The sequence below is a fragment of the Paraburkholderia terrae genome (assembly GCF_002902925.1).
In the GTDB taxonomy this organism is placed as follows: domain Bacteria; phylum Pseudomonadota; class Gammaproteobacteria; order Burkholderiales; family Burkholderiaceae; genus Paraburkholderia; species Paraburkholderia terrae.
The window spans coordinates 550,211-574,810 of sequence record NZ_CP026114.1; the positions used below are offsets into that span (position 1 = coordinate 550,211).

A 24,600-nucleotide genomic window follows, 5' to 3' on the forward strand; every position below is an offset into this window, starting at 1 on the left:
GACACTGCAATGAAGCGATACAAACTTTACGGCATCGTGTACGTCGTGACCGGTCTGGCCCAGAGCCCTGCTTTTGCGCTTGAAAACGGCACGAGCAGCTACCCGTCCGGGATCATGACCGTGATGAGCGGGCTGCTTGGGGGCCCTGGAACCTACATCTACAGCTACAATAAATTCGAAGACATGACGTCGCTGCGCGACGGTGGCGGCAACAGTAGTCCGCAAGGGGCCAATGGCGGCGTGCAGGCCCATGCGCTGCGAGCAGTTCACGTCTTTGAAACACCAACCATTCTGGGTGGCAACGTCGCCGTCCAGACTGCCGTTCCCTACATCGACGGCACCCTGCACCTGCCGTCATTTGGCCTCTCCGGCGGCGGACGGGGATTTGGCGACCCACTGTTTGGCCTGCTCGTTGGCTGGGCCTCCCCGCACTATTTCCAGACTGTCGAGGTCGATATCGTCGCCCCGTGGGGTTCATACGACAAGAATCGGCTGTTCAATCCGGGAAATAACGTCACGAGCCTCTATCTTGCCTATTCGTTTACCTGGATGCCGCTCCAGCAGCTCGAGCTCAGCTCCAAGATCAACCTGAACTACAGCAGCGTCAATTCGGCCACCCACTATCAGTCGGGCGTCCAGCTTACCGCAGACTACGGTGTCAATTACCACATCAACCAGAACTGGCTGGTCGGCGTTGGCGGGTATGTGAACACCCAGCTCAACGACGACAAGATCAATGGACAGCCTGCCTTCGGCGACGGACATCGGACCAACGAGCTAACCATGGGGCCGCAGGTCGGCTATGCAACGCAGAAATGGGGCGCTGTGCTTCACTGGCAGCACCAGATCTATGCGCGTAATGCTGCCTATGGCAATACGCTGTGGCTGAACGCCTACGTCAAATTCTAGTGGCATGGTATCGGGCGTTGCGGCTGCATCGCCCGACACCGGTCCCCCATCAGAGCGGGTTGTCATATGCGACTGCTGGCTCATTCAAGGACACCTGGCATTTGCGGCGCGTGCCTTGCCTTCACCAGGTGGGCAAAGACGACGGCAAGAACAAGCAAACCCAGCGCGCAGACGGCGAACAGGATGCGCACTGAAGCGTGACCGATCGACCACGCACCCAACGCGATTCCGAACGATTGCCCCAAAAAGAGCACACACGAAAACAGCGAGACGGCCGTGCCTCTCGCCTGCGGCGCCATCTGCGCGGCATGGTTCTGCAAGACGTTGTGAAATGCGTAAAAGCCAAATCCGGCGAGCGCACAGGCCGGGACAGATAGCCACCAGAACGGCGAGGCCGCAAGTGTAACGAGTGCAATTGCGAGCAACAGCCCACCCACTCGCGCCAGGCGCACATCCATCAAACGCCGTATTACGCGCTTCGAGCTCAGACTGAAAATCAACCCACCCATTCCGTAGCTGGCGGCGATCAATCCCGCTTCGGACGCAGGCAGTGCAAACGACGTGTTGAGGTAGGTGGGCATGAATGCCAATGCACTGTAGGCAAACATGCCTTCAACGAACGTCACCAGCAAGACGAGGCGCACCCAGCTTACGCCGAGAATCCCGATTGTCTGGCGTACGAACGCCTGCTGCTTCGCCGGTGTGTCTCGCGGAAAGCGCAGCGATACGCTTCGCACCATCAGCGAGCCGAGCGCGAACACCGCACCGATCGACATGAAGGAACTCCGCCATCCCAAGGCGGAAGCCAGTGCTCCGCCGCCCCACTGCCCCGCAATCATGCCGAGCACGGTCGCACCGAGCAGACGCGCCAGCGCTACCTGCCGCTCGCCGTCCGGACCGTGATCGCCGATCCACGCCATCGTCAATGGAACGATGCCTGCAGCCGCGGCACCCGAACAAAGCCGCGCGGCAAGCAGTTCATTCAGACTTCCTGCAACGCACACTCCAATATTGCCAAGCGCACAGGCAGCCGCCGAGAGGGCGATCACGCGCATTTTCCCGAACCGGTCGCCGAGCGGCCCGGAGCACAACTGAAAAACTCCGTAGGCGACTGCAAACAACGATATGGCCTGCGAGGCGCGGTCGGCAGGGACCGCAAACTCCCCTGCAAGAGCAGGCAGCATTGAATCGCACATGCGCATGGAGGCCATGCTGCCAAAGCAACAGATATAAAGCGGCCATTGTGTGCTGCGGCAAACTGCGTCGGTGTTGCCAAAGCTCGACCTCGTGGGCTCGCCAGGGTCCTTCCGCATTTCAACTACCCTCGCGAGCGTTATCGGGTGCTCCGTTCATGATTCAGAAATCGATGTTGCGCTCCCGGGTCGTCGCTCCTGACACCCAAATCATGAGCGACTTACCCTGGCGCTGCTCTTTGGCGCTCAGTACTTGCGACGATGGACTATCGGGGATCTCGAAGACAACGCGGTGTGAAATCAGCCGCGCACATCAAATACCGCAAACGGGGCTGTGGCTGTGGCGACGCACCGCGTCCTTGCTGCATCGTGCAGCTTGGCTTCCACGAACGACACGCGCGCGCCCAGACGTTTGACGCGGGCATCGGCGACGAACTCTCCGACATACCCCGGCTCGATCATATTGACGGCGAGACTGATGGTTGCGCACGTGCGGCCGGGCGGCAGCTGCGAGAGCAAGGCCAATGCCATTGCAAAATCGAGCATCGATGCAAGCGTCCCGCCGGATACCACGCCATTGCCCTGGACCGAGTAGTCCGGCGCCGTGAAGCCGACGGACAGCGCCCCTGCGCTGCCCGCCAGCAACGTAGCGCGAAGGGAAGTCAACGCAGGATTCATGTCGAGCCTGACGTCCCGCATTTGCGCCGCCAGAAGGTCGTGAAGGAAGGCGCGATCGGGATTGTCGCGGCGTACTGTCGCCTCGGTCAGGTCAGTCATGTTGTTGTGCGATGCAGACCTGTCGCTGGCGACCCAGTCCTTCGATCTCAGCCTCCATCACATCCCCGTCGCGCAGAAAGCGGTTGTAGTGCGTGCCGTTGCCGGCGGGCGAACCGGTACAGATGACGTCGCCGGGCAAAAGGCGCGAATAGCGCGAAATATATTCAATCTGCCGCTCGATGCCGAACAGCATGTCGGCGGTCGTCTCGTCCTGCATGACCTGTCCCGACACCGTGAGCCGCATCTGCAGACGATGCGCCTGCGGCACAAATGCCTTCGGCACCAGATACGGCCCGAGCGGCAGAAAGCCCGGCTGCCCCTTCGAGCGCAGCCAGTCGGTGCCCAGCATCCTGTAGTCGGTGCGTGGAATGAGATCGCGCGCCGATATGTCGTTGACGATGGTGTAACCCGCCACGTGATTCAGCGCCTGCTCGCGCGGAATCTGGTAGCCGCCGCGTCCAATCACGACAGCCAGCTCCAGTTCCCAGTCCGGCTTCACTGTCGTGACCGGCAGCACCAGCGGATCGAAGGCTCCGGAGACAGCGGAGACCGGCTTCGTGAATGCGTAGGGCTCGCCGCTCGCAAGCCGTTCATCCATCATGGCTTCCGCCCAGCGCCGAAGCCCGGCTTCGTCGAGTCCGTCAGGACCGATCTTCGCATCCACGGTCAGATCGACGACATGCTTGCGGTAATTCGCACCCGTGCAAAAAATCTGGCGCGGCAGATCGATAGCCGGGTGGGTATGCAAATCGGAAAGCGCATACCATCCGCCCTCTTCTGCCGAGACCTTCGCGGCGAGACGGCCGAGCGCGGGCTCGCTCGTCGACCAGGTCTCGAGAAGCGCCAGCACGCCCGGCGCATTTGCCAGATCGCGTTCACCATAAACCGCTGCCAGTTCAGCAAGCGGGGTCACGCGATCATTCACGACGAAGCCGGCAAACCGCGCACCATCCCTCACCGAAAACGTTCCGAGCGCATATCGCTTCACTTCTGTCCTCCCATGGATTGCTCGACCATCGAATCGTCGACGATGGTCCAATAGTCATTGTCCGCACCCACCAGGCCGAGCGAGCGGCGGTGCGCGATGAGCAGCGCGACGCCCTCCGTCGTCGGGCGCAGCGAGCCGGGGTTCTGCGCGATCATCGCCTCTGCAACGCCCCCCGGAAAACCGGCCGCCAGCACCGCCTGCCTCGCAAGTTCCGCGCTCTCGCTAACGCGCTGGCGGGCGCGTTCCAGGGCTCGCAGCCACGCGGCGACCTTTGCGTTCGCCGCACCCTGGCGCACGACGACGCCCTGGCCGGGAAAATCGGCATACATGTCCTGCACGCTGGCGATGCAAGCAAGCCCCGCCGCTTGCGCCATCGAATCGAATGGCGGCCCTAGCAAGGTTGCGTCGCCCTGTCCCGCCATGAGCGCGTCAAAGCGCTCCTTGACGCCGCCCGCAGGCGTCAGGCGCACTGCATCCGACGCGACGCCCGCATCGCACAGCATGGCCCTCAGCGCAATGACGAAGCCGTTGTCCGGCGCATCGACCAGCAGGTTCGCGCCGCGCAGATCCTGCACATTGCGCAGTGGCGGCCGTGCGACCACCGTCAACGGCGTAGTTCGCTCGATCTGCGCGACGACGCGAAAGTCTCGCGGTCCTGCGCGGCGGTTCCAGCCGATGACATTGTCCATCGACGTCACCACCGCATCCACGCCTCCGGCCACTAGCGCGTCGAACTGCTCATCCGACGAACGGTTGCGATCGGCGTGAACCGCGATTGCCTGTGGGTCCTGACTTGCGACGAGGGCAAGCAGCGGCGGCACAAACCACATCACGCGAATTTTCTCTGTCTCCATGAATCCCGGCCGTTGTAATTTGCTGGCCTCCATTACAAAACGGACCGTTCATATTTGTCAAGCGCGAATTCGGCCATAAATCGTCGAACCTTCCCTGCTCAATTCCCCTATTGACAGTGAACCACGGCTGCTTAACGATACGGTACGACTCGTTAATGGAGGAAACATGGAGACGCTGGTAAAGGATCAGGACTTGCAGCAGGCGAACACGGACGGGTATCGCCCGGTCAGGCGGATCGTCACGGGCACCAATACCCAAGGTAAGTCCTGCTTCGTGTCGGATGGACCGACACCGAACAGGACGAACCGGCCCGGGCTTCCACTCGCGCAAGTGGTGTGGGCGACGGGCGAAGCGCGCGCGCCCGGCGAGGAACCGGCGCCGGCAGGTCACGCGTTCGGCTTCCATTCGAAAGGCGGCTCGTTGCTGCGTATCGTCGACTTTCCGCCCGACGAAAACTACGACGAAGCGCAACTCAAGCAATTCCTCGACGACAGCGGCGTGCGCGACAAATCCGGCGCACGGCATTTCTGGTTCCACAAAACGGAGTCGCTCGACTATGCAATCGTGCTCGAAGGGGAAATGTGGGCGCTGCTCGACGAAGGCGAAACACTCATGCGCCCCGGAGACGTTCTGATCCAGCGCGCGACTAATCACAGCTGGGCGAACCGTTCGGACAAGCCGTGCCGGATGGCGTTCGTGCTGGTCGATCTCGTCGAAGGAGAACCGCTGTGAGCAAGGCGATCATTACCTGCGCAGTGACGGGTGGCGCTCATACACCCTCCATGTCGCGGTTTCTGCCGGTCACGCCCGAACAGATCGCAGCCGAATCCATCGCGGCCGCGGAGGCCGGCGCCTCGATCATCCATCTGCACGCACGCAATCCGGAGGACGGCCGCCCCTCCGGCGACCCCGACATCTTCAGACGCTTCGTGACGGCCATCAGGTCGTCCACCAACGCCGTGATCAACATTTCGACGGGCGGCGGCGGTCCGAACATGCCCATCGAGGAGCGCACGGCGGCAGGCCGGGCGCTCAAGCCCGAGATGTGCTCGCTCAACATGGGCTCGCTCAACCTCGTGCTATCGGAGATGGCCGAACGCGAGCGCGAATGGCGGCATGACTGGGAGGTGCCGTTTCTGAAGGGCACACGCGGGCTGATCTTCCGCAATACCTACGAGGACATCGAGTGGATTCTGGAGCATGTCGGAAAGGCCGGCGGCACGCGCTTCGAATTCGAATGCTACGACGTGGGCCACCTATACACGCTGCACCACTTCCTCGAGAAGGGTCTCGTGAAGCCGCCGCTTTTCGTGCAGACCGTGTTCGGCCTGCGCGGCGCGATGGGCGCCCACGCCGAGGACCTGCTGCACCAGAAGCGCACGGCCGACCGCCTGTTCGGCAACGACTACCACTGGTCCGTGCTGGCGGCAGGCAGGCATCAGATGCCTGTCGCGACGATGGCGAGCCTGATGGGCGGCAATGTCCGGGTCGGCCTCGAAGACAGCCTGTATATCGGCCGCGGCGAGCTTGCTCAAAGCAACGCTGACCAGGTGCGCAAGATTTGCCGGATTCTCGACGAATTGGGCATCGAGATCGCCTCGCCGGACGAAGCGAGACGGATGCTCGATCTGAAGGGTCACGATCAGGTGGCCTTCTAGCAATACCGGACAGGGATCGCCCCCGGTCGCTGACTTGAAACCGGCAGCGATCCCGGACCCGGCGTTCGATGTCCGTTGTTCTGTCCGCGGACAGTGACACGTTTCCTGGCGCCCTGCGTCAGGAGCAGCCAATACAAGAACGTTGGAGACGACATGACTCATCTTTCCCCTGAAGCCCGGCCGGCACGCGTCGCCGGCACGCGACATGGCTGGCTCCTGATGGCCAGTTGCTGGCTCTCTTCGACCGGTGCAGTGCTGATTGCCCCTGTCCTTCCGCAGATGCGGCGCGACTTTGAGGGCGTCCCGAATGCGGACGTGCTGACGCTGATCGTGCTGGTCATTCCCGCGCTAATGATCGCGCTGTTCAGCCCGCTGGTCGGATCGCTGGTCGACGCGTTCGGACGCAAGCGCCTTTATCTGGCCGCGGTTGCGATTTACGCGGTTGCCGGCGTCTTGCCCTTCTGGCTGAAAAACCTCTACGCGATCGCCGCGTCGCGCGCGGTGATCGGTCTCGCGGAGGCGGCGATCGTTACGATCGCTACCGCGCTCGTCGCCAATTATTTCTCCGGTGTGCAGCGACAGAAATGGCTGACGATGCAGCACGCGTCGGCCTCCGTCGTGGCCGCCCTGATGTTCGCGGTGGGCGGCGGGCTCGGCAGCCTGGCCGAGGGCTGGCGCACGCCTTTCCTGGTCTATGGATGCGCGGTCCTGTTCCTTCCGTTTATCGCGGTGATGATCTGGGAACCGGAGGAAACGCATGCGGAGCATGCACCCATTGAGCGGTTGCCCTTTCCGTGGCGCGAGGTCGGCCCCCTCTGCCTGTTTATCCTGTTCGCGTCTGTCATGTTCTTCGTCGTGCCGGTCCAGATCAGCTTTTTGCTCAGCGCGCGCGGCGTCACGGCACCGGCGATTCTTGGTTTCGGGGGTGCCATCGCCAATGCCGGCATACCCGTGGGTTCGTTTGCTTTTCACCGGCTCGCGCGATGGCCGATCAACCGGCTTCTGGTCCTCGCCTTCGGACTGCTCGCCTCGGGGTTCTTTATCATCGTATCGTGCACGGGCGTGAACGCGACCGTTGCGGGCGCTTTTCTCGCCGCGGCGGGCGCTGGCATGGCGCTTCCGCTTCTAGGGACATGGACACTGGCGCGCGTGCCGTTCGCGCAAAGCGGTCGAGCTACCGGCGGGTATATGGGATCATTCTTCCTCGGTAATTTCCTGAGCCCGCTCGTCGTCGAGTCGGTAGGCAGATTTGCCGGCGGACTTATCCAGGCGGTCGCCTGGATGGCAGGGGCATGCGCCGTAACGGCTGTTGCAATCCTGGTCCTGACACTTGCAAAGCTGGGACCCAGAGAATCGGTACACGCAGCACAGGCAAACCGGGTCTCGCTCGGCTGACGTTTCTTCGCCCGGCGGGTCGATAGCCGGGCTTGCTCGTGCGCCCCTACCTCTAACTTCTAAGGTCTGGCGGCGGTCGTCTATTTCGCGAATCCCTGCCACTCCTAGACCTGAAGCGTAAGGATCCAAAGGTTAGCTGATTAACCGAACGGGAATGAAAAGGCCCACCGTGACGGTGGGCCAAATCCATGCCGGGTGAAGACAAGACAGACGTTTTTGCAGATCCCGTACGGAAGCAGTTATACCTAATGGATTGAGGACGCTCACGCCCAAATTGAATCCATTGTTTCCGTTACCAATGACAGTCACACCCTGTTGCCAGCAAGACTTCCACTGCTCCCACAGAAGCACCTCATAAGCACACTGCTTCAGGCCCAGCAGCAAGGGATCCTCGCCATGGCCATTCATCGGATTCCACAGAGCGTCAGCGCGATGGCACATCTCGTGCTGTCTACCTTCCATGAACGAGAGCCCGACCGCTCCGCCGCACTCCACACCTTGACCTTTGAGCAGGCGCATGACATCACAAATCGAACTGGAAAAATCGCCGCTTTCATCCGGCGCCGACTACGAACAACTGGCCGCCACGTTCAGGCCGATCTTCAAGCGCATCGCGGAGGGTGCGCTCGAACGCGAGCGCGCACGTGCGCTGCCTTATGAGCAGATCGTCTGGCTGAAGGAAGCCGGGTTCGGCGCCGTCAGAGTGCCAGTCGAGTATGGCGGCGCCGGCGCGTCGCTACCGCAGCTCGGGAGCGTTAAAAACCTTGGGGTTGTAACTGCGATGCCAACCCGAGCTGCTCCAGAAACTCGGCAGCTTCACGCGACAATGGTTTCCTTGGTGGCTCATATCTCGCAAGTCTTTGAACAAGGTCACCGTTGATGACAGTGCATCGGACCTGGGCAAGTAGATGAGCCCCGATCGGAGACCAGCGCATTTGTTGACGCTTGCACATGCGCTGATTGAGCACCTGATTGACTGCAGACTCGGCCGTGGCGGTCGAGACAGGTTTGCCAAGGCGGTGTCGTGCGCCGTAGTTGATCGTTGAGCCGCCATTCGCTTCGACGTATTCAACAAGCTCTCGAGTCCGGTAGTCGAGCTACGCCAGACTTTCTACAACGCCCGGCGTTTCAGCCACGATCACCCGACAGAGGAGCAGGATGCCCTGCATCCGGTCTTTCGCCTTCTCCAGTTTGGCATGCCAGAAGCACCAGCGCAGCTTGTCAACGCGGGAGATCAGCACACGTCGGGCGGCCTTTTCCGTTTCCGTTCGTGCACGCATGCCCTTGATGATCTGCTCGAGATACCTCACCCTCATTGATATATGGAACCAGTCCAGGACAGGTGTAGGAGAAAACGGCAATCGACCGGCGATTGACTGCAGGCCATTGGCATCATCGGTGATGACCGACAGTTTCGGTTGATCGCTTCCGGTTGTGGTCTTCACAAGGGTGGTGAGCCGGGCCACGATATCCGGCAACCTGTTTCTCACGAACGCGAATACGCGCGACGTCTGCCCGCTGGCGCTCAAGCGGCCCGTTAAAACCTCAAAGCTGGAACATTCAGATTTGCGTCGCCCTCGAACGAGTCCTCCGTCGATGGTCAGGGTCCACTCCGTCTCTTCCTTCGGGGCGCGACATGCAACTGGCTGAACCGCTTCTATACGCGCACCGACGCGTAGCGCCCTGTTTCGCACGGTCACATGGTTCAATGTCGCCCGCGCAGGCAGGAACTCGCGCATCATGGTAACGACCTGCCGATACGGCATCTGTGCCGAAAGCCTGGCCTCAAGCGATAGTAGGTCCGCGGTCGCCCGCTCCGGAACGAATTCGGTCATCGGACTGTACGGATACTCCATCTGCAACGGCGTCTCGCACGGACAGCAGACAATCCGTGCACTGCGAAAGGGCACGGTACCAAAGACCGTATCCACCTTGCGAATCCGCCGGTCCTTGAGTTCGAGGAACCGGTGACAACGGGTACAGAAGCGTCGCAGCATGCAGACCTCTTCAGCTTGCGCTGCGACCTCAACCTTCTGGAGCCTGTGCAGCAAATCTTTTCCTTCGGCCAACGACAGCCCGACCTTCTCCGGCTCAAGTTGACGATAGGGACGTTCGAGCTGGCAGATTTCGAACGTATCTGTTTCATCCCCAATCGGTGGTGATCTCGACGCGAATTGTGATTTTCATCTCCAACTCCGGGAGAGTGAACCAAACCGTGGGAGGCAATTTCCGTCGACTTGACCAACGTCATTATCGACGACGCGACGGCGTCGAACCCGATCGAATACGGCGCGTGGAGTCAGCGAAGTCCCGGCGGTAGGAGCCCAGCGCGCCCGCGCGGCATGCGCGCCGTTTCCGCTATGCTGGCGACGTTGCCAACCGATCGGAGGTGCTATGCGACTGATCATCGAGGCCCGCGTAGAGGGTGGGGAAGCGCGTGCGACTGATGCAACGGTTCTTGCTGTGGTGGAACGAAATGACCTCAGCCTCGCCGACCTGGGACTGACACTCGCCGAAGGTCGTGCCTTGCTCGCCGAGGTTCAATCGTTTCTCGTGCCGGAGCAGACTGCCGGGTGGATGAAGAGCCAAATGGCTTGCCACCGCTGTGGCTCGATGCTGGCGCACAAGGACGCCCGATCGATCGTGCTGCGAACCGTGTTTGGCAAGGTCGACGTGCCGAGTCCGAGGCTCTGGTCATGCAGCTGCGCGGCAGAGCAAGGGCAACCGCGCCGCTCTTTGAGCCCACTGTGCAAGGCACTTCACCGGCGTGTGACACCGGAATTGGAGTACCTGCAGGCCAAGTGGGCCGCCCATCTACCATACCGTCAGGCCACTGAGCTACTTCGAGAGGTCCTTCCACTGGACAAAGGGATTTCCTTCGGTAGTACTCGTCGTCGAATCCTCGCCGTGGGCAGCGCGCTGGACGCGCAGATCAACCGCGATATCGCGTCTGGACCAAAACCGGTCGGCGGAGAGCCGGTTCGTGAATCGACCACCGTCGGCTGCGTGAGCGTCGACTCAGCGTGGCTGAGCTTCAGCAGCAGCCCCAGGAGCCGCAAGGCGGCCCGCGACCTTGCGGAGCTGAAATCGCCTTGGGCGCAGAAGATACCGCAGGATCGCCATGTCAACATCGTTGCGGGCCGTGCAACTCTCGCTGATCGCACCCCGCGTCTCTACGCGTACGTGCATAAGCTTGTGCCATCGGCGCCCGCGCGGCTGGACCAATTTCTCTTCGCAAGCGGCGTGGCTCCAGACGAGCGAGTCACCGTGATCAGCGATAACGCTGGCGAATTCTGCAAGGCTGTGGACGGCAGCCAGCTCGCTAGGGGACGGATCCTGGACTGGTTTCACATCGCGATGAAATTCAAGGCTGCCAGGAACTCGGTGTTTGGGAGCCAGGCGATGGAGCCTCACGAGCGAATCGCTGTGGAGACAGAGATCGATCACGCAAAGTGGTTGGTTTGGCATGGAAAGGGCCGGCAATCGGTGTCCCGTATCAAGGCCATGGATGCCACGCTGTTGGCTAAGGAAGGCTACGAGTTCTCCACGTTGTACTGGAACCTGCGCCGCCTGTACTTCTACATCGAGACCAACGCCGGTACGCTCGTGAACTATGGCATGCGTTATCACAAGGGGCTACCGATCAGTAGTAGCATTGCCGAGTCCGCGGTGAACCTGGTTGTCAGCCATCGCATGGCGAAGAAGCAACAAATGCGATGGACGGACGAGGGAGCGCATTGCCTGGCACAGGTCAGAGTTGCGGTCCTCAACGAAGAATTTTCGGTTGAGAAACTCGCCGTGTTGACCACGACATCTGCAGCTGCAAACTCGCCGAGTACTCGCCGAGCGGCGTGAACTGACCTCCCACGGTTTGGTCCACTCTCGTCTACGTCAGTCGCACGCGCTTCCTCGCCCTCTACGCGGGCCTCGATCATCAGTCGCATAGCACCTCCGATCGGTTGGCAACGTCGCCAGCATAGCTGAAATGGCGCAGCGTGCCGCGCGGGCTCGCTGGATCCTTTTCGCCGCGATTTCGCTGATTCCAAGCGCCGTATCCGATCGGGCGCGACGCCGTCATGCCGTCCATGACGTTGGTCAATGTCGACGGGAATTGCCTCCCACGGATTGGTTCACTCTCATCTACGATTGCGGCAACGAACGATCTCGATGCGATCCGCGCGTGGCTCGCGCGCTTTGCCAACAAACAGACGACCTTCGACAGCTACCGCAAGGAAGCCGAACGGCTGCTGCTCTGGTCGCTCGTGCAGCTGGGCAAGCCGCTCTCGTCCCTCACCCACGAGGACTGCCTGCGCTACCAGCGCTTCGTCGCCGATCCGCAGCCGGCCGCCACCTGGATCGCCAACGCCGGTGAGGGCGGCGGCCGCAAGCATCCGCGGGGCGACGCCCGCTGGCGGCCCTTTCACGGCCCGCTGTCGCCCGCCAGCATCCGGCAGGCGATGGTAATCCTGAATGTGTTGTTTTCGTGGCTGGTGCAGGCAGGGTATCTCGCCGGCAACCCGCTCGCGCTCTCGCGCCAGCGCACCCCGAAAGCCGCCCCGCGCATCACCCGCTATCTGGAGCCCGGCCTGTGGCAGGAGGTCAAGGACTTCATTGCGTCGATGCCGCAGGAGACCGCCCGGGACCGCGCGCACTATCACCGCGTGCGGTGGCTCTTCACGCTGCTGTATCTGGGCGGGCTGCGCATCGCCGAAGTCGGCGGCAACACGATGGGACAGTTCTTCGTGCGGCGCGACGCCGACGGGACGATGCGCTGGTGGCTGACCGTGCATGGCAAGGGCGACAGGGAACGGCTCGTACCGGCGACGCGCGAGCTGATGACGGAACTGTCACGGTACCGACAACACCTGGGGATGACGGCCCTGCCCTCACCCAACGAGACGACGCCGCTCGTGCTCCCGATCGGAAGTACTGCGGGAAGCACGACGCAAGCGGACCGGACGAAAACTGAAGGCCCGTCACATCGGCCGCTGACCCGGGCCGCGCTGCACACGATCGTCAAGGACGTGTTTGCCGGCGCCGCCGGGCGGCTGCGCGAACGTGGCGAGGCCTTTGCGGCCCGCGCGGACCTGCTCGGGCAGGCCTCGGCACACTGGCTGCGGCACAGCGCCGGTTCACACATGGCCGACAATCAGGTCGATCTGCGCCTGGTGCGCGACAACCTCGGTCACGCGTCGCTGACCACAACGAGCCTGTATCTGCACGTCGACGATGATCGTCGGCATCACGAGACCGACGAAAAGCACCGCATCAACTGGTGAAGTCACCCGCCAGCGCGATACCGCGCCCGGAGCCGGTCAACGCCCCTTTGCACGGTCCTGTTATACCGGCACCCTATATGCCAATCGCATCGCGTGTGCAAGAATCTGTGATCCGTTTGAAGCGTTGACTGCCTGACCGCCCATGGAAACCGTCGAACTCGAACCCCAGGTGCTCGCCAATCGTCGCGGCGTGGTGTTCGGCCTCATGCGCCCGCACGGTGCGGTCGAATGCGTGATCACGCTCGCGACACTGGAAGCGCATTTCTGGCTCGAGCCCCGGGCCGACGACGCCCGCATCCTGAAGACCTTCCGCGATGGGTACGGGCGCATCCGCGCGATTGCCGAGCGCAGGGTGCTCGCCCATCCGGCCGCACGTCTCGAACTGACGCCGGATGATTTCGCGCGTCCCTGAGGCGTTGCCTCATTGATGCACGTCCTGACTGCGTGATACGCCACAGTGTCGGCCCCAAAAAAGCCCGCCCTCTCATCGAGACCAGCGGGCGTTGAGCGCCTGATTCATCGCGACCAGCAGTGTCGCCACCCGTCGCGAGATTGCATGTGAATGGAACGGGCGAACACGCGATTCGATGCAGTGCCAGTGCAGCCATTGCGGGCGCAGTCGCTCCAGGCGTTACGTTAACGGCCCCGCGCATCTCTGTGACGACGACGACCGATCGCCTCCCAGAGCTTTTTCGCCTGCACCTGTGCAAACCGCGTGTGCTCATCCCGTTGAACCTGAGATTCACCGTGGGCCGTGTCATCAGGAGCGCCTGTCACTGGACGCCGTCTGAAGATATCAGAGAACTTTCTGGCCATAGCAACCTCCGATACGGCAGTTGCGCCGTGATATTAGTGTACGCCGCTCGTCGGGCCATGCGTGATCAACGCTTCACGCGCCGGCGCGGCCGCGGATAGCGCGTGATAGAACTGCGGCAGGTCACAAAACAGGCATCTCCCTTTAGCTCTCCTACTCTCAATCTGGGACCGCTCAGGCACGACTTCGCAATGCCTGATGTGCAAGCCGTATCAGCCGGTCGGGCTGGCGAGACATCCACGACGGCTTCATCGGGTCTGACCGGCCCGTCACGTCTCCAGAATCTCGAGTCCATTTTCGGCGCACCATCGCCTCAGCGCACCTTCGATAGCGTCGGCTTCAAACGCATACCAGTGCTCGAGTACACCTTTGCGCGCCAGCAAATCCTTAAAGCGCGCGTAAGCCCCCTGCCGTTGGAAAAATGCTTCGGCCTGGTCGTAACATGCAGGCAACTCGTGTGCGACAAAGCGCAAGGCGAGACTTCTTCCAAGATTGAGTTCGTTTTTGTGCGGTATCGCCAGGTAACGATCCGAGGATTCAACGTCGTCAGGAATATCCTCGTCGAACGCGTCGTTGGAATCAGAAGTCCAATAGACTTTGCCCGTATCAAGCGAGACATAGGCGTTGTGCTCCATCGGCGCCGCGAAGCTAACGAAATCGAAGGCAATGGAGAGAACATCGTGTTTGACTGCGACCACGGCTCTACTCCCATAGATTGCAACGTTTGGGATGGACGGACCCGGCAATATCCGGCGACGCCCAAAAGCGTCTTGGGAACGGAAGGTTCGATCTGGCGCAAGCCGGCGGCAAACATTTCGACCCTTGAGCTTCCTCAAGGGACAACCGCTGATGGTACTGCAGGTCACATTACATCAGCTCTGCTCCCCAGCGAGACTGGCGCGGCGCACGGGGTTGGCGAGCAGCCCGTAGTGACGGATGCGATGGAAACCACCGGGCAACACATGGAGCAGGAAGCGGCGTTGAATTCGCCGGTTTCGAGGGTCATGGTCTTGTAGCGGTGCGTCCCTTCGCGCGGTAGTCTCTTGGCCAGTGCGAACCTGCGAAGCTACCCGCTGAATCGGGCTGGTCAGAGTGCCCAATCAATTGAGCAAAAGAGAAGAATGGTTGAAGGGAGGGAAAGGCTCTCTGCGTGTCGCGTCGAGGCACGCGGCACACAACGGACATGCGTTCGTAGAGCTAATATTGCTTCTCACAGGCGCGCCTCGTGGCCCGTCCATTCGACTCCAGACTCACTTCCCGGTGTGTTATCTCATGCACTTTGGCCTTGTCGACCTTCAAACCTTCGCTGCCGTCGCCGAAGCTGGCAGCCTTACGCACGGCGCCGCCCGCGTCAACCTCTCGCTCGCGGCGGTCAGTGCGCGTATCCGGCAGATGGAGGAGGCGGTAGGTGTGCCGCTGCTGGAGCGTCGGCCTCACGGCATACGCGTCACGGAGGCGGGGCAGACCTTCCTGCGCCACGCGCGGGTCACCCTCGGCGCGCTACAACGCATGACGGACGACCTCGCACAGCTCTCCCAGGGGATGCGGGGGACCATCCGCATCCTCTCGAACACGAATGCACTTGTCGAGACGCTGCCTGGCCCGCTTAGCCGCTTTCTCTGCGACAACCCCAACATCAACATCGAAATCGAGCAGCGTCCGAGCGATGAGATCATCGCGGCCATTGCGGAAGGAGTGGCCGATATCGGCATCATCGCTTCGCCGCCCGAGGGCGTGGCGCTCACGACGTTTCCCTTTGCCACCGACCGCCTGTGCGCGGTTGTGCCCGCAGTCGACGAACGCTTTGCGCTGCAGCGGGAGATCGCCTTTGCCGATCTCATCGAAGCCGATTTCGTTGGTCACGAACGCGGCTCGTCGATTCAGGTGTTCCTCGAAAACCAGGCGAAGCGACTGTATCGTACCTTGCGGCACCGCATCCAGCTTGGCAACTTCGAGTCGATTTGCCGCCTGGTCGAAAACGGCGTGGGCGTCGCGGTAATCCCTGAGTCGGCGGCGCGGCGGTTTCAGCGCTCGATGCGGGTTCGTCTGCTGCGCATCACCGACGCGTGGGCCGTGCGCAAGATCCTGATCTGCGTGAACGACCTCGAGCAGTTGCCTTCCTCCACGCGGCGGCTCGTCGAACATCTCGCGCACCTCGGCGCCGCCTCCGGCTGAGAAGACGCACCAGAAGCGCCGGATTCAGTTCGGGTTGAGTCTGGCTTCGCCAATCCGTGATTGTTCAGGAACCGATGGGGACAGAGAATGAGCCCCGTTGGCAGTCGAACTTCTGGAGGTGAAGCCATGAATGCTCGCGATGTCGAGACGAAAACCCGGTCCTGGCTGTTCACGCCTGCGACGCGCCCCGAGCGTTTCGCCAAAGCGGGCCCGGCGGGGGCCGATGTGCTGATCGTGGATCTGGAGGACGCCGTGCGTCCCGAAGAAAAGACCATCGCCCGCCAGCAGCTGGGCAACCTGCTCAGCCAGCCGTTCAGTTCTACTCCCGCGCTCGCGGTGCGCATCAATACGCCGAACTCGCGCAACGGCCTGGATGACCTGGCCGCGATGCTCGACGCGGAATTTCAACCGGCTTTCATCGTGATCCCCAAGGTGGAGGCCGCGCAAACGGTCCTCCAGGTCGAAGCGCTGCTGCGCGAGATCGCGAGTGAAGCACGCGTGGTGCCACTGGTGGAGTCGCGCAAAGGCGTCGTGGTGCTACCGGACCTGCTTGCCACCGCCTCGCGGGTCGCGGCGGTCATGTTCGGCGCCGGGGACTATGCGGGGGACATCGGCGTGCAACCCGGGTCGTTTGCGCTTTCCGTCGCACGCGTGCAGATTTCGGCCGCGTGCGTGGAGAGCGGCGTACGCGCGATCGACGCACCGTGCTTCGAGATCGGCGATAGCGCCGCACTCGAACACGAAATCGGGTTTGCCGCCGCAAACGGGTTCGACGGCAAGGCGGCCATCCATCCTTCCCACATCGGACCCATCAACGCGGCCATGACGCCGGACGCCGCAAAAATCGACTGGGCGCACCGCGTGATCGAGGCCGCACGGGAAGGCGCGGCGGTGATCGACGGCCGTATGGTCGACGAGGCGATCGCCCGTGAGGCGCGGCGCGTTCTGTCGCGTGCCTAAGCACTCTTTTCTTCAATTTCAACCAGGAGCATTGTCATGAGCGAATCCATCGCTGCCTACCGCAAGATCGCGGAGAACCGCTTTCGCGAGGTCTCCGGCCTTTACTACGAAGACTTCGAGATCGGAAACACCTACGAGCATCGCCCGGGCCGGACGATCACGGATGTCGACAACATCTGGACGACGCTGCTCACCATGAATACGCAGCAGGTGCACTTCGACCAGGTCTACGCGAGCCACACCGAGTGGAAGAAGATGCTTGTGGACAGTACCTTCACCCTCGCGCTGCTGACAGGCATGAGCGTTCGCACCGTGAGCGCCAAGGTCGTGGCCAATCTCGGCTGGAACAACGTGCGCGCGACGCACCCGGTCTTCGCCGGCGACACGCTGTATGCGGAATCGACGGTGCTGGACAAGCGCGAATCGAAGAGCCGTCCCACGCAAGGCATCGTTACGGTCCTCACGAGCGGTATCAATCAGGACGGGAAACTGGTGATGTCCTTCGAGCGCACGATGCTGATCCACCGGCGCGGGCATTCGCCGGAAGCCGAAGCCAACTACTAAGGAGCAGGGCCATGAATAACGAATCAGTCTACGCCTTAAACCTTCGCACACCTGATGACGCTGTATCGTCGATCGCGACCGGTTCGACTGTCGCGCTCGGCATGGCAATGTCCCAGCCGCCGTCGCTGCTGGCCGCGCTGGCAGCGCGCGCGAGCGCGGGCGAAGTCGATGCGCTGAAGGTTTATTACTTCCACGCCGAATCGTTTCTGAGCAAGACGCTGCTGCGATACGAGCTGATGGGGCGTATCCAGCCGCACTGCATGTTCCTCGGCGGACCCGAGCGAGCGTTGATCCGCCAGGGCGCCGAAGACGGCGACCGCAAGGTGGTGTTCTTCGTACCGAACACCTTCAGCCAGTCGCCGCGTCTCTTCAGCGACCATATTCCAGTCGATACGATGCTGGTAATGGTGTCGCCGATGGATAGCAACGGCTTCTTCACGTTCGGCACCAACAACGACTACACGAGCTCCGTCGCTCGCTCCGCACGCCGGCTCGTGGTCGAGGTCAATCCGAACATGCCACGCGTGTTCGGCGATTCGCTGCTGCACGTTTCCGAGGTCGACGCCATTGTCGAATCGAATCATCCGGTGCCGCAGCTGCTGCCGAAACCGGCTAGCGAAACGGATCATGTTATCGCGGATCTGATCTCCAGCCTCATTCCCGACGGCGCCTGCCTGCAGATGGGCATTGGCGCGCTGCCCAATGCCGTGTGCGGCGCACTGTATGGCCACCGCGACCTGGGCGTGCATACCGAACTGTTGACGCCGGGGCTCGTGGACCTGATCCGGCGCGGTGTGGTGACGAACCACAACAAGGCCGTGAATCGCGGCAAGTCGGTCTTCACCTTCGCCATGGGCGATCAGGCGATGTACGACTTCATGAACGACAACCCGTCCGTCGAAAGCTACCCGGTGGACTACGTGAACAATCCGGCGGTCATCTCGCAGAACCCGAAGATGATCTCGGTGAATTCGACCGTGGAGATGGATCTGACCGGCGCCTGCAATTCCGAGCATGTGAACGGGCATCAGTACAGCGCGACGGGCGGGCAGCTCGACTTCGTCCGCGGGGCCTACGGTTCGGCAGGCGGCAAGTCGATCATAGCGTTCCATTCCACGGCCAAGGGCGGCGCGCTTTCGAAGATCGTGCCGAAGCTCTCGGGACCGGTGACCACGCCGCGCACGGACACGCATATCGTCGTGACGGAGTATGGCGTCGCGAATCTCAAGGGTTTGTCGTCGACAGAGCGCGCACGGGCGCTGATCGGGCTTGCGCACCCCGACTTCCGCGCAACGCTCACGGACGAAGCCAAAGCACTTCACCTTATCTAATCGCAGGAGCACGATCATGACACGACAAACCATTGCCGATTACCTCACGAACGCGCTTGCTGCCGCGGGTGTGGAGCGCATCTGGGGCGTGACGGGCGACAGCCTCAACGGACTATCGGACAGCCTGCGGCGGCATGGCAAGATCAAGTGGGCCAATACGCGCCACGAAGAGTCGGCCGCTTTTGCCGCGGGCGCGGAGGCGGCGCTGACCGGGAAGCTCGCCGTGTGTGCGGGAAGCTGCGGACCGGGCAATCTGCACCTCATCAATGGGCTGTTCGATTGTCAGCGCAGCCATGTACCGGTACTGGCCATCGCCGCACATATTCCCACCTCGGAAATCGGACTTGGCTACTTTCAGGAGACGCACCCGCAGGAACTCTTTCGCGAATGCAGTCACTTCGTCGAACTGGTGACCAATCCGCAGCAGTTTCCGCGCGTGCTAGACCGTGCCATCCGCACGGCGCTGGAATCGCGCGGCGTGGCGGTCATCGTGCTCCCGGGTGACGTGGCGCTCGAAAGCGCGCCCGACGACAAGCCCGGCGTGCTCTCGTTGGACGCTTCGGTAACGATACCCGAAGCGGGCCAGCTCGACAGGCTGGCGAAACTGCTCAATCGCTCCGAGGCCGTCACGCTGCTGTGCGGCAGCGGCTGCGAGGGCGCGCACGACGAAGTGGTGGCGCTGGCCGACGCTCTCGGCGCACCGATAGTTCACGCCTTGCGCGGCAAGGAACATTTGGAGTGGGACAATCCGTTCGATGTGGGCATGACCGGGTTGATCGGCTTCAGTTCCGGCTATCACGCGATGAAGGCGTGCGATACGCTCGTCATGCTCGGCACTGACTTCCCGTACCGGAACTTCTATCCCACCGAAGCGAAGGTTGTCCAGATCGACCGCAACGGCGCCGCGCTCGGCCGCCGCGTGCCCCTCGAACTGGGGCTCGTGGGTAACGTCAAGGCCACGCTGGCCGCGCTCCAGGGCCGCCTCGAGCGCAAGTCGGACCGGCGCTTTCTCGAAGCGGCGCGCGAGCACTATGCCGAAGCGCGGGCCGGTCTCGACGCATTCGCGAGGCCGTCGCCGCCAGGCAGCCCGATCCACCCGCAATATCTCACGAAGCTCGTAAGCGATCTGGCGGAAGAGGATGCGATCTTTAGTGTCGACGTCGGCACGCCGACCCTGTGGGCCGCGCGCTATCTGCGCATGAACGGCAAGCGCAGGCTGCTGGGGTCCTTCAACCATGGTTCGATGGCGAATGCCCTGCCGCAGGCGCTGGGCGCCCAGGCGGCTGCACCGGATCGTCAGATGGTAGCGCTTTGCGGCGATGGCGGCCTTTCGATGCTGATGGGCGATCTGCTCACGGCGCGCCAGGAGGCGTTGCCTTTGACAGTCGTCGTGTTCAACAACAGCTCGCTTGGCTTCGTGTCGATGGAAATGAAGGCCGGCGGCTATCTCGACGACGATACGCAGCTCGCTTCGACCGACTACGCCGCGATCGCGCGTGGCGCGGGCATCGAGGCGATACGCGTGGAGGACTCGGAAGAGCTGGAAGGCGCACTCGCGCACGCGCTTTCGCGGCCGTGGCCGGTGCTGGTGGACGTCGTAGTCGCAAGGCACGAAATTGCCTTGCCGCCCAAGATCGAGTGGGCCCATGCGAAGGGCTTCAGCCTGTATATGCTGCGGGCCGTGCTCAACGCGAAAGGCAATGAAGTCGTGGAGCTGGCCACAACCTGGCTGCGCTGATCGTCCCCTCGGTCCGGGAAATAGTCGCGGCGGCACCCTGCTGAGGGGGCTAGCCGGACAAGACCATCTTCCGCGCCGCCTTTGTATATGGCGCTTCGCAACGAAGCTGTTGAGATTCGCAAATTTTTCTACTGGGTGTGCCAATTCCGCTAACAGAGCCTGTGCCAGGAGATGTAAAGGCGGAAGCCAACATTGGGGCGCTGGCCAGGATGAGACCCGTCTTCCATCAGGAGAGCGATCGGGTCGCCATTGTCGTTTCAATCTGAGTCATGAGATAGATGGCGATCCCGCTGACAGTGACACCGATGCCTCACACCTCAGCAAAAGCATCGATCGTCCTGGCACCGACTTTCATATCTCCGAAATTCATGATTTTCTTCGAAGAATTTATGAGTCGAATTGCTTGCTTAGAACGCGTCTTAGAGGCCAGCGCTCTTCGGCCAAAGATGTCTTGCAATGGTTAGTCGGAAATATAACATCGCGAGTCCACGGAGACCTCGACCGCTATGGCTGCGGCGACTCTGCTTGCTGAGCGCGGGTAGTGTCAGGCGCTGGCGCTGCTGCGTACCAGTAGCCCCATCCGCAGTAGCGCGCCCAAGAGGAGCCCTACTGCGAACCATAACGCCACATCGTGCATCAGTCTGGTTGCGAGCCCCCCGAACACAGCACCGGCGAAGAAGCTGAATCCTGCCGCTCCAAGCAGCGACGCGTCGTGAAGAGCCGACTTGTCGTATCTTGGGATCAGTCCTTCGAGCAATTTCTTCGCTGCGCGGCGAAGGTTTCCGGTTGTCATCACAGACGTGTACGTAAGATTCTCGATGTGCGTGAAGGACAAGGTCTGCAGCGTAGCGACGAATGTGATACCCGGGATCAACCAAAGCTCTGAGCGTCCGCACACACCGCTAGCCGCTACAGCCAGAAAGAAAATTTCAAGCAAAAGACAGACAAGTGCGGGGCGCGGGAGCGAGTTCGCGACGGCGTCGAGGCGCAGCAGGTGAACCATGAATACCGCGAATACAAAGGCAACAAGCGGGGGAATGTGCAACCGCGCCTGGGTCCAGTCACCAGCGGCTATGTCGATGCCGAGGAGTGCCACGTTTCCCGTCATCGTGTTCGCGAATACACCGCCGTGGCCAACGTAGGTATACGCGTCGAGAAAGCCTCCGGACAGCGTCAAGAGTAAGGCGACGCCGCGGCTTCTACTTGCCGCATCGAGATCCATCGTGTTCGCTCCTGCGAAAGGTACTTCCGCGGGCTCCGGTGCAAATAGCCGGCGGGGCCGAGATGTCTTCAATAAATGCGGATGCCTTATTTATTGAACATGACGGCGCTCCAGACGTAGAGCGCAGCGGTATCCTTGAGCCCGAGAGCACAGAGGTCGAACTGACCCTTGCGAATTCGATGCATCAACTCGATGCCTGAAATCGTGATCGCGGCAACCCCTGAACCGTTTGAAGCCGAGCATTACGTTCGTTCTGGACTTGATGTTTCGATGATCCTGCTCGATCAGGTTGTTCAGGTACTTCGAGGTCCGGACCTTCGTGTCCTCAGGCAGTAGGCCATCGGCCTTCATTTCACGCACGGCCCGGTGCAAGGCAGCGTATCCATCGAGCGTGATCGTCTCTGGAGGCTGGCCCTGATGTTTGATGGCCTTGCTGAGAAATGCTTTGGCCGCGGTTACATCGCGCTTCGCACGGAGCATGAAGTCCACTGTCTGGCCGGCCCGATCCACCGCCCGGTAGAGATAGACCCACTTGCCACGAATCTTCAGATAGGTCTCGTCAACACGCCACGACTGTCCCGCAGGTGTTGCGAAGCGGTTCCAGCGCTTAATGAACTCCGGCGTAAAGCGCTTTACCCAGCGCATGATCGTCGTATGCGCCAGCGACAAACCCCGCTCGGCCATCATCTCTACAAGATCGCGCAGACTGAGCTTGTAGCGAAGGTACCAGCGCACACAGAGAACAATGATTTCCCGATCAAAATGCCGACCATCGAAAAACCCCTCCAGAGCTTTTTCCTTGCTCATCACCGGCCACCAGATTAATTGGATCGCCACGTTAACCGATCCGATGCACCTATTTGCACCAGAGCCTTCACCGCTACGTCGTCAAGGTGAAAGAAGTGCCTTCCAGACAGCGGGCGCAGTGATATCTTTGAGGTGCAGGCTTGTGAAATCAAACTGCGCTTCCCGAATGCGACGTGCCAGCTCGATTCCGGAGATCGTGACGGCCGCGAGCAAGATATTGGTGAACCGCCTGAATGGCTGCAGCGCCCTCCCCGACGGCAGCCGCCACTCTCTTGACGGAGCCACTGCGCACGTCGCCGGCTGAAAAGATACCCCGCCGGCTCGTCTCGAGATCATGCGGTGGCCGATCTGCTGTCCACCTGTCGCCGGTATCGGCACCTGTCAGCACAAACCCATCCTTGTCCAGGGCGACACAGTCGCCAAGCCACCGTGTATTGGGCTCGGCTCCGAGAAAAAGGAAAACGTGGCGGATAGGCTTGTGTTCAATCTGTCCTTGCCGGTCCCACCGTATCGCCTCAAGTCTCGACTCGCCGCATAATTCGACGATCTTAGTCCTCGTGTGAAGCGTGATGTTAGCCGCCGCGTTGATCCGCCGGATCAAATACGCCGACATGCTTGCCCTGAGCCCGTCGCCGCGAATAACGACATGGACATGACGCGCGAACCTCGCCAGAAATACGGCAGCCTGTCCGGCCGAATTTCCGCCGCCCACCACGATTAACTCTTCGTTGTTGCAGAACCCACCCTCCATGAACGCCGCACTGTAGTAGATGCCGCGACCTTCAAAATGCTCTAGACGGGGAAGGTCCGGCTTCCGATAGCGCGCACCGCTGGCAATGACGACAGCGCGAGCGTAGACGCACTCGTCCTGATCGAGGCCAATGTGAAACGATTGGGCGTCCGTGCAGTCGATCGTCAGGGCCTCGATGGGTACGCCGACCTCGGCGCCGAACTTGCGGCATTGAGACAGACCGCGGCCGGCTAGCGCCTGCCCGGATATGCCAGTCGGAAAACCAAAGTAATTTTCGATCTTCGAACTGGTGCCGGCCTGCCCCCCCGGCGCCTTGGCATCCAAAACCGCCACCGTCAATCCCTCTGATGCGGCGTACACCGCGGCTGCGAGCCCTGCGGGTCCCGCGCCCACCACGACGAGGTCGAAGTGCTCGCCATTGAGCCTGTCCGGACTCAGGCCGATTGCATCTGCAACGGACCTGTGGCTGGGTTGCGTCAGTACGACACCTTGCGACGTGATCACAACCGGAATGTTGGCTTCTGCTGCGCCATAGCGCGTCAGGATTTCATTGGCCTCGGGGTGCTCGACGATGTCGAAGTAGGCGGAAGGTTGACCGTTACGGCTCAGGAAGTGGCGCAGGCGTAGCGTAGCGGCCGAGGACGTACTGCCAATCACCATCAAGCCTACCTGTTGACCCTGGATGAAAGCGACCCGGCGCAGGATATAGGCACGCATGATGGTTTCACTTAACTCCGCTTCAGCAATCACGAGCGCGTGAATGGACTCCTCATCGATGACGATGACTTCGCAATCGCAAAGGGCGCGTTTCGTGGTCACCGCAGCCCGGCCGGCGAGCGTGCCAACCTCGCCGGTGAAACTGCCGGGGCCATGTGTGGCCAGCAATTGGGTGCCCTGAACGGACCTTCTGGTCGCCTCGATCGTTCCAGAAAGAATGGCGAACATGCCCGTGTGCCGGTCGCCTTCGGAATAGAGGATGTCGTTGGCTTTGAGCTTGCGTCGCTCGCCGTATCGCTCCAGTATCGCCAGTTGCTTCTCGTCCAGCGTGGGATACACCTGATGGTGGCGGCTGCCGCCTGATGACAGCTCGTTGGGATTGCCTGAAGAATCTTTGCTCATGGCGGATTCCATCATGTCAAGACGCGATCGTTGTCGTGGAACTGCTGCATCCAGTATCTGCGCAG

The 24,600-nt window shown here is 61.5% G+C and carries 21 protein-coding genes and 3 pseudogenes; 13 read left to right on the plus strand and 11 right to left on the minus strand.

Features of this window, described 5'->3' with window-relative positions:
- Positions 1-9: 9 nt before the first annotated feature.
- Positions 10-909 carry a SphA family protein gene (locus C2L65_RS44360; protein WP_042315562.1) on the plus strand — a complete coding sequence of 300 codons (900 nt, stop codon included), beginning with the start codon at positions 10-12 and terminating at the stop codon, positions 907-909.
- A gap of 80 nt (positions 910-989) precedes the next feature.
- Here C2L65_RS44360 and C2L65_RS44365 read toward each other — a convergent pair whose 3' ends face one another.
- From C2L65_RS44365 to C2L65_RS44380, 4 genes are all read right to left on the minus strand, one after another.
- Positions 990-2,120 (minus strand): MFS transporter, encoded by a 1,131-nt coding sequence (locus C2L65_RS44365; protein ID WP_052427029.1) that lies wholly within the window; start codon positions 2,118-2,120, stop codon positions 990-992.
- A gap of 282 nt (positions 2,121-2,402) precedes the next feature.
- Complete coding sequence (locus C2L65_RS44370) at positions 2,403-2,879, minus strand: PaaI family thioesterase (protein ID WP_042315560.1); 477 nt, start codon at positions 2,877-2,879, stop codon at positions 2,403-2,405.
- Positions 2,872-3,867 (minus strand): fumarylacetoacetate hydrolase family protein, encoded by a 996-nt coding sequence (locus tag C2L65_RS44375; RefSeq protein WP_042315558.1) that lies wholly within the window; start codon positions 3,865-3,867, stop codon positions 2,872-2,874. Before C2L65_RS44375 ends, C2L65_RS44370 begins: the two co-directional genes overlap by 8 nt.
- On the minus strand, positions 3,864-4,721 hold the full coding sequence (locus C2L65_RS44380) for an ABC transporter substrate-binding protein (RefSeq protein WP_042315556.1): 858 nt from the start codon (positions 4,719-4,721) through the stop codon (positions 3,864-3,866). The genes C2L65_RS44375 and C2L65_RS44380 overlap by 4 nt, the downstream gene beginning before the upstream one ends.
- A gap of 166 nt (positions 4,722-4,887) precedes the next feature.
- Here C2L65_RS44380 and C2L65_RS44385 point away from each other — a divergent pair, with 166 nt between their 5' ends.
- The 3 genes from C2L65_RS44385 (at position 4,888) to C2L65_RS44395 (ending at position 7,775) form a co-directional block, all read left to right on the plus strand.
- Positions 4,888-5,454 (plus strand): cupin domain-containing protein, encoded by a 567-nt coding sequence (locus C2L65_RS44385; RefSeq protein WP_042315554.1) that lies wholly within the window; start codon positions 4,888-4,890, stop codon positions 5,452-5,454.
- Positions 5,455-5,504: 50 nt separating this feature from the next.
- Positions 5,505-6,380, plus strand: coding sequence for a 3,5-dioxohexanoate:acetyl-CoA acetone transferase (kce, locus tag C2L65_RS44390; protein WP_233446782.1), 876 nt, complete (start codon positions 5,505-5,507; stop codon positions 6,378-6,380).
- 153 nt (positions 6,381-6,533) lie between these two features.
- On the plus strand, positions 6,534-7,775 hold the full coding sequence (locus C2L65_RS44395; protein WP_042315550.1) for an MFS transporter: 1,242 nt from the start codon (positions 6,534-6,536) through the stop codon (positions 7,773-7,775).
- 132 nt (positions 7,776-7,907) lie between these two features.
- Here the strand turns inward: C2L65_RS44395 and C2L65_RS44400 are convergent, their stop codons facing one another.
- Positions 7,908-8,294, minus strand: a complete 387-nt coding sequence (locus C2L65_RS44400; RefSeq protein ID WP_042315549.1) for a hypothetical protein — start codon at positions 8,292-8,294, stop codon at positions 7,908-7,910.
- On the opposite strand from C2L65_RS44400, the pseudogene C2L65_RS44405 reads away from it, so the two are divergent.
- A pseudogene (locus tag C2L65_RS44405) lies at positions 8,293-8,523 on the plus strand (acyl-CoA dehydrogenase family protein); the annotation flags it as partial. The gene C2L65_RS44400 and the pseudogene C2L65_RS44405 overlap by 2 nt on opposite strands.
- Here the strand turns inward: C2L65_RS44405 and C2L65_RS44410 are convergent.
- Positions 8,518-9,962, minus strand: a pseudogene (locus C2L65_RS44410) (ISKra4 family transposase); the annotation flags it as partial. The pseudogenes C2L65_RS44405 and C2L65_RS44410 overlap by 6 nt on opposite strands.
- 207 nt (positions 9,963-10,169) lie before the next feature.
- Between C2L65_RS44410 and C2L65_RS44420 the strand changes: the two are divergent.
- From C2L65_RS44420 to C2L65_RS44430, 3 genes are all read left to right on the plus strand, one after another.
- Positions 10,170-11,630 (plus strand): ISKra4 family transposase, encoded by a 1,461-nt coding sequence (locus C2L65_RS44420; protein WP_156132413.1) that lies wholly within the window; start codon positions 10,170-10,172, stop codon positions 11,628-11,630.
- A 230-nt stretch (positions 11,631-11,860) separates the two neighbouring features.
- A complete protein-coding gene (locus tag C2L65_RS44425; RefSeq protein ID WP_233446783.1) occupies positions 11,861-13,054 on the plus strand; it encodes a tyrosine-type recombinase/integrase in 1,194 nt (397 codons plus the stop codon).
- A 142-nt stretch (positions 13,055-13,196) separates the two neighbouring features.
- On the plus strand, positions 13,197-13,466 hold the full coding sequence (locus tag C2L65_RS44430) for a DUF1488 family protein (RefSeq protein ID WP_042315543.1): 270 nt from the start codon (positions 13,197-13,199) through the stop codon (positions 13,464-13,466).
- 671 nt (positions 13,467-14,137) lie between these two features.
- Here the strand turns inward: C2L65_RS44430 and C2L65_RS44435 are convergent.
- Together C2L65_RS44435 and C2L65_RS47005 are read right to left on the minus strand one after the other, a co-directional pair.
- Positions 14,138-14,566 carry a hypothetical protein gene (locus C2L65_RS44435; RefSeq protein ID WP_042317362.1) on the minus strand — a complete coding sequence of 143 codons (429 nt, stop codon included), beginning with the start codon at positions 14,564-14,566 and terminating at the stop codon, positions 14,138-14,140.
- Positions 14,567-14,755: 189 nt separating this feature from the next.
- Positions 14,756-14,886, minus strand: a pseudogene (locus C2L65_RS47005) (transposase); the annotation flags it as partial.
- A 185-nt stretch (positions 14,887-15,071) separates the two neighbouring features.
- On the opposite strand from C2L65_RS47005, the gene C2L65_RS44445 reads away from it, so the two are divergent.
- The 5 genes from C2L65_RS44445 to poxB all read left to right on the plus strand — a co-directional run bounded on the left by C2L65_RS44445 (position 15,072) and on the right by poxB (position 20,636).
- Positions 15,072-16,043: a LysR family transcriptional regulator gene (locus C2L65_RS44445; protein WP_233446742.1), complete on the plus strand. Its 972-nt coding sequence runs from the start codon at positions 15,072-15,074 to the stop codon at positions 16,041-16,043.
- 126 nt (positions 16,044-16,169) lie between these two features.
- A complete protein-coding gene (locus C2L65_RS44450; RefSeq protein WP_103254696.1) occupies positions 16,170-17,003 on the plus strand; it encodes an aldolase/citrate lyase family protein in 834 nt (277 codons plus the stop codon).
- A 36-nt stretch (positions 17,004-17,039) separates the two neighbouring features.
- Entirely contained in the window at positions 17,040-17,567 is a 528-nt protein-coding gene (ripB, locus tag C2L65_RS44455) for a (R)-specific enoyl-CoA hydratase RipB/Ich (protein ID WP_042317140.1), read from the plus strand.
- Positions 17,568-17,578: 11 nt separating this feature from the next.
- Positions 17,579-18,898, plus strand: coding sequence for an acetyl-CoA hydrolase/transferase family protein (locus C2L65_RS44460; protein WP_042317138.1), 1,320 nt, complete (start codon positions 17,579-17,581; stop codon positions 18,896-18,898).
- A gap of 16 nt (positions 18,899-18,914) precedes the next feature.
- Positions 18,915-20,636 carry a ubiquinone-dependent pyruvate dehydrogenase gene (gene poxB, locus C2L65_RS44465; protein WP_042317136.1) on the plus strand — a complete coding sequence of 574 codons (1,722 nt, stop codon included), beginning with the start codon at positions 18,915-18,917 and terminating at the stop codon, positions 20,634-20,636.
- A 544-nt stretch (positions 20,637-21,180) separates the two neighbouring features.
- Here poxB and C2L65_RS44470 read toward each other — a convergent pair.
- The 3 genes from C2L65_RS44470 to C2L65_RS44480 all read right to left on the minus strand — a co-directional run bounded on the left by C2L65_RS44470 (position 21,181) and on the right by C2L65_RS44480 (position 24,535).
- Entirely contained in the window at positions 21,181-21,858 is a 678-nt protein-coding gene (locus C2L65_RS44470) for a YoaK family protein (RefSeq protein WP_042317134.1), read from the minus strand.
- An 86-nt stretch (positions 21,859-21,944) separates the two neighbouring features.
- Positions 21,945-22,665 (minus strand): IS6 family transposase gene (locus tag C2L65_RS44475; protein ID WP_233446743.1). Its coding sequence is split into 2 segments (ribosomal slippage): positions 21,945-22,073 and positions 22,075-22,665, totalling 720 coding nucleotides; the frame shifts between segments, so codons are not numbered across the junction.
- Between the two features lie 148 nt (positions 22,666-22,813).
- Positions 22,814-24,535, minus strand: coding sequence for an FAD-dependent oxidoreductase (locus C2L65_RS44480; protein ID WP_042317142.1), 1,722 nt, complete (start codon positions 24,533-24,535; stop codon positions 22,814-22,816).
- Between the last annotated feature and the right edge of the window lie 65 nt (positions 24,536-24,600).